This window comes from uncultured Anaerovibrio sp., from assembly GCF_947302755.1.
Classification (GTDB): Bacteria; Bacillota; Negativicutes; order Selenomonadales; family Selenomonadaceae; genus Anaerovibrio.
In genome coordinates this window covers 1-4417 of the sequence record NZ_CAMYWM010000168.1, presented here as the reverse complement: position 1 = coordinate 4417, position 4417 = coordinate 1, and the positions used below count along the sequence as shown (strand labels likewise).

Annotated in this window: 6 protein-coding genes; 3 read left to right on the top strand and 3 right to left on the bottom strand. The window is 43.0% G+C overall.

The genetic code is table 11. The annotated features are described in order from the left end of the window. The 3 genes from Q0Y54_RS11910 to Q0Y54_RS11900 all read right to left on the bottom strand — a co-directional run. On the bottom strand, nt 1-514 hold a 514-nt coding region (locus Q0Y54_RS11910; RefSeq protein ID WP_297968282.1), incomplete at its 3' end, for a phage integrase N-terminal SAM-like domain-containing protein. Next, the gene (locus Q0Y54_RS11905) at nt 490-1242 is read right to left on the bottom strand and encodes an N-6 DNA methylase (protein ID WP_297968279.1); all 753 of its coding nucleotides are present in this window, start codon (nt 1240-1242) and stop codon (nt 490-492) included. The genes Q0Y54_RS11905 and Q0Y54_RS11910, both read right to left, overlap by 25 nt. An 11-nt stretch (nt 1243-1253) precedes the next feature. Next, nucleotides 1254-1391, bottom strand: a complete 138-nt coding sequence (locus Q0Y54_RS11900) for a hypothetical protein (protein WP_297968276.1) — start codon at nt 1389-1391, stop codon at nt 1254-1256. A gap of 61 nt (nt 1392-1452) precedes the next feature. Between Q0Y54_RS11900 and Q0Y54_RS11895 the strand changes: the two genes are divergently transcribed. The 3 genes from Q0Y54_RS11895 (at nt 1453) to Q0Y54_RS11885 (ending at nt 3988) form a co-directional block, all read left to right on the top strand. Continuing rightward, on the top strand, nt 1453-1800 hold the full coding sequence (locus Q0Y54_RS11895) for a DUF2513 domain-containing protein (RefSeq protein ID WP_297968273.1): 348 nt from the start codon (nt 1453-1455) through the stop codon (nt 1798-1800). Between the two features lie 372 nt (nt 1801-2172). Continuing rightward, nucleotides 2173-2658 carry a helix-turn-helix domain-containing protein gene (locus Q0Y54_RS11890; protein WP_297968270.1) on the top strand — a complete coding sequence of 162 codons (486 nt, stop codon included), beginning with the start codon at nt 2173-2175 and terminating at the stop codon, nt 2656-2658. A 223-nt stretch (nt 2659-2881) separates the two neighbouring features. After that, nucleotides 2882-3988: a site-specific integrase gene (locus Q0Y54_RS11885; RefSeq protein ID WP_297968267.1), complete on the top strand. Its 1107-nt coding sequence runs from the start codon at nt 2882-2884 to the stop codon at nt 3986-3988. Nucleotides 3989-4417 lie beyond the last annotated feature (429 nt).

Genomic DNA, 4417 nt, shown 5'->3' with positions numbered 1-4417 from the left:
CAGCGTTTCGCAAAGTCTCCAGTTCTGTTACTGTGAACGGATGCCTTGTCCTTTTGGGTTGCTTCATCGGTTGAACCGTTTTCATCGGGTTCTTAGTTATATACTCAGTATCCTGAAGCCAACCAAAGAATGACGATAATATTCGCCGTACATTGTTGGAGTTTACAGGACTTGTTTTATCGGCAATAGCCGCCAGATAGCACTGCAATTCCAGCGTTGTAAGTTGTAAAAACGGTTTTTGATGAAAATCTTTATCAGCTTTGGTTAAGACAAGTTCATAAAATTTTATGGAATTTGGGCTCAAATTTATCATTTTTTTGGCCATTATAAACATAGTTATAAGCTTATGGTTTGGATGGTCATAAACAACGATGTTAGCTTCTGCCGGTTTTACCTCCAATGGACTTATCCTCTTATAGAGGCACAGTTTCAGCTTATCCATTTGCTCTTCACTTATGGCATCAACCATGTCATTAACAATGTCTATAATCAGGCGTTCTTTTTCTGACAGCACTCTTCTTTTGCCCTCCTTTCCTTTAGCGCCCATAAATCAACTGCATATATGGGTGTTACCCATGGTTTTTCATATTCTTCCAGCGTCAATGTATTGCCGTGGATGACCTTTCCAGGGATTCCATACAGACTAAGCTGCAGGTAAGTCATGCATACACACCTCCTGTCTATGTCTTGTGCTACAACCAGCAGATGCTTCTGTGGATTAAAACCGGCTCTCATCATTGCCTGGATGAAGGCCATGAGCATGACGCCGCCCCCACATGAAGGCTCATTCACTAAGATATAGCCTTTTTCTTCTATTTGTTTTTTGGCAATTCTGCTGTCGAAGGTAGCGGTACCACAAAGCTCTGCCACTGATGCAGGTGTGAAGAACTGGCCCGTGTTTTTGTTGTTGATACTAAGCTCGCCAAATATGGCCCCCAAGGTATCGCATATCTCATTTTTTAAAAAATGTTCTTCCAGAGCATCAACCAGCTCCCCAAACATATCCGATAATATCTGCTGTTCCTTTGGCTGGTACCTATTAAATAGCTTTTGGAATTCTTCTTCAGCCTGGATTTTGCCGGTGCACAAATCAATAGAAGATTTAATGGCCATGGCGGACATCTGAACGAAATCCGCAAACACGTCATAGGTATTATGGCTATATATGTTATGTATATGCTTTAATATGTTTTGTTCGTGTTTATTCATGAGCTGTTCTTTCTCCCTTTTCTGTATCTGCACAGCCATATTACTTATTTACCCGGTGGCGCATCTGCCCAGCCGCATAGGAGCATTACCCCCAGGAACAATATAGGTACGATAATCCACTTCACCGTTAAATCCCAGCGCAGAGCCTTACGCTTTAGCTCTACGCGTTCGCGTGTGTTCATGTAGTACCCTCCTTTCCAGCCGCCCCAGTGTGATATAATCTCTCATAAAGGGGTGGATAATATGAAATTGAATTATGAATTATTGCGGGACTTGCTTCTAATTATTGAAGAAGAATCTGACGGCCATAAGGCTTTTGTGTATGGGCATTATGTTAATTCATGCCCTTCGTATCATCCCGATCAGGTTGAATATCATATTAAATATCTTCTTGATAGCCAACTGATTGAGGGCGAACACTGGCGTTATGTTATTGACATTACACCGACAGGCCGTGATTACCTTAACAGCATCCGCAATGACTCTGTTTGGCAAAAGGTAAAGACCCAAATTCAGCCTTTAGGCCCTATTGCGTTGGATTTGGTGGCTGAAGTTGGCAAGTCTTTTATTTCTAAACAATTAGGTTTATAAGGAATCGTGTGCTCAAAAATATCGTCGTTCACTGCTTCAAATACCTTAGGAATTAAAATGATTGGCACCTTTTCCTGTTCCAGCACAGCTACAATTTTCTTTGCTATTGCCTGGAAGTTATAACTATCTTTCACCTTTTCACCTCCCTTAAGAAAGTTTTTAAATACACTCCTATAGGAGTGTGCTATAGTGCCCCGTTAGGGGCATTATAGCGGCTTTGTGTGTTATTAACACTGTTATTGTATTTCTTGTGTTCTAATCACATTATAATGAGTGATTATGTAATTGTCTAGCATTTTTTTATTGTTTTTGTGATTGACTTACATTCTAAAAAAAGTTATAATTTTTTCAGGTAAAAGGTGGTGAATGCAAATGACTATAGGCGAACGTATTAGATATTTTCGTAAAGAGATACAGGGACTAACACAGGAAGAATTTTCCAAAAGAATTAATATAGGACGCGCCAATGTTGCTAGTATTGAGAAAAATCGCATTGCAGTTACTGACCGCGTAATCTCTGATATATGTAACGCTTTCAGCCTCTCAGAAAGCTGGCTACGTACTGGTGAGGGCGAAATGTATGAGGAGACAGAGACCACCTTATTTTCCGCCTTTGCCAAGCAGTATGACCTGAGCGAAGCGGAGCAACGGGCCGCCCGGTACCTGCTGAACCTTTCCAGCGAAGAACGCCAGCAAATACTTCATCATATTGTGCAGCTGGCTGAGGCTATTACCTCCACCGACCAAAAGGTTGACCTTGCCAAAATAGACAAAGAACTGGCCGCCTACAAAGAAGAACTGATAGCAGTTGAAAAAGGGCTATCAGCCTCAGAAGCTACAGAAGAAAAAAACGCATAAAAAAAAGAGCCGCCCCAAAGGGCAGCCACGCAAGGATATACCATTTCCCTGGCATCTAAAAAAATTTTGAAACAATAAGAAAAGCCGCCCCTGCGCCAACAGGAACGGCCAAAGATAAGGGTGTATAGTTGAATACACACCTAACGCAATTCAATTATACACCCATTCTGCTATTTTATAAAGCATACGATTGTATGTCGTTGTTAAGAAAGGGTGTATTTTTATGGCTTATTTTAGAAAAAGAGGGAATAAATGGTACTTTACTATTGAGATTGGAGATGGTAACAACCGCAAGCGTAAGGAAATGGCCGGGGGCAGAACCAAGGCAGAAGCTGAGGCAGCCTATGCCCGGGCGTTGGTTTCCCTGGATGTAAACGGCGGGGCCTTCCTGGAGCCTACTAAAATGACGGTGGATGATTTTGCCGGAGAATTTTTAGCGGATCATGCCAAAAATGTCCATGCCAACACCATCAAATCATACCGGTCAATTTATACGCATCACATAGCCCCGGTCATCGGCAGCCTAAAGCTCAGGGATATAAGGGCCAGAACCCTGCAAAATATCCTAAACGATAAAAAGGAAGCAGGACTTTCACGTTCAACGGTGTCCTCCATCCATGCCGTCATCAAGATCATGTTTACATATGCATCGGATTTTTGTGAATATATTGATAAAAACCCGGCCCAAAACCTCCATATACCAAAATATACGGAGCCGCCCAAGGTGGTACACAGCTTCACGCCGGACCAGGTGGCGGAAATCTTTGCTGCCTTCCCCCGGGGCCACCAGTATTTCCTTCCCCTGGCTATTTCCTATCATACCGGGGCAAGGTTCGGGGAATGCTGCGCCATTACCTGGCAGGATGTGGATTTTGAGGCTATGGAAATCAGCATAAACAAAACCGTCATCGTAGAAGATAAAAAACTGAAAATACAAGACGTGCCTAAATCCTCCCACAGCTTCAGGATAGTTCCTTTTGGTCACAAGCTCCTGGAGATACTCAAAAGAGAAAAAAGGCGTCAGGCCGTGCAGAAGCTGGCCGGTAGCGGACCAAAGGATAATCTTGTGGTTCATGGGAAAAACGGCAAAATGATGGGGCCCGACGGCATCCGTCACTTTAACGAATACTGTAAGAAATTCGGCGACGGCCTTTCCTTCCACTCCATGCGCCACACCCACGCCACCATGCTGCTGGAAGCCGGGGAAGATTTGGAGCTGGTATCCAAACGGCTGGGCCACAGCAGCCTGAACACCACCGCCAAAACATATTCCCATGTCCTGGAGAACCGGAAGGCCAAGAGCCGAGAGCTGTTGGATAGCGTACTGTAAAAAATGGTCATGTATTCGGGCTGATGAGCCCTGTAATACCAGGGCCATAAACTCAATGATACAATCCAGTCATATAAAAAGCCGTCCCGTAATGAGGCGGCTTTACTATTTGTTTATAATAGTCTATATTTGCAAATATCATTGATAACGGTTTGACAGGTTATAATTTAATCCATAAAATATTATTGAGGTGCTACCATAGAGGTAGGCGGTCAATCCTAGCCCCTGAAAGGGGGTATTGCCTATGACGATTTATGACTTTTTAACAGTTGTATTTCTCGTTGCAATCTGCATAGTTGCAATTAAATCATAGCAATAGAAAAACCGCCAGCAGCTTCCAACTTTGGCGGTCTTTCAAAAACCACTAAACAACGGGGCTGACCGTCTATCGGTAGCACCTTCTTTACGTTTATTATATCAAAATACAAA

Coding starts and splice junctions, on each gene's coding strand:
- Q0Y54_RS11895 (WP_297968273.1), top strand. CDS start 1,453: ATGAAATTGAATTATGAATTATTGCGGGACTTGCTTCTAATTATTGAA.
- Q0Y54_RS11900 (WP_297968276.1), bottom strand. CDS start 1,391: ATGAACACACGCGAACGCGTAGAGCTAAAGCGTAAGGCTCTGCGCTGG.
- Q0Y54_RS11890 (WP_297968270.1), top strand. CDS start 2,173: ATGACTATAGGCGAACGTATTAGATATTTTCGTAAAGAGATACAGGGA.
- Q0Y54_RS11885 (WP_297968267.1), top strand. CDS start 2,882: ATGGCTTATTTTAGAAAAAGAGGGAATAAATGGTACTTTACTATTGAG.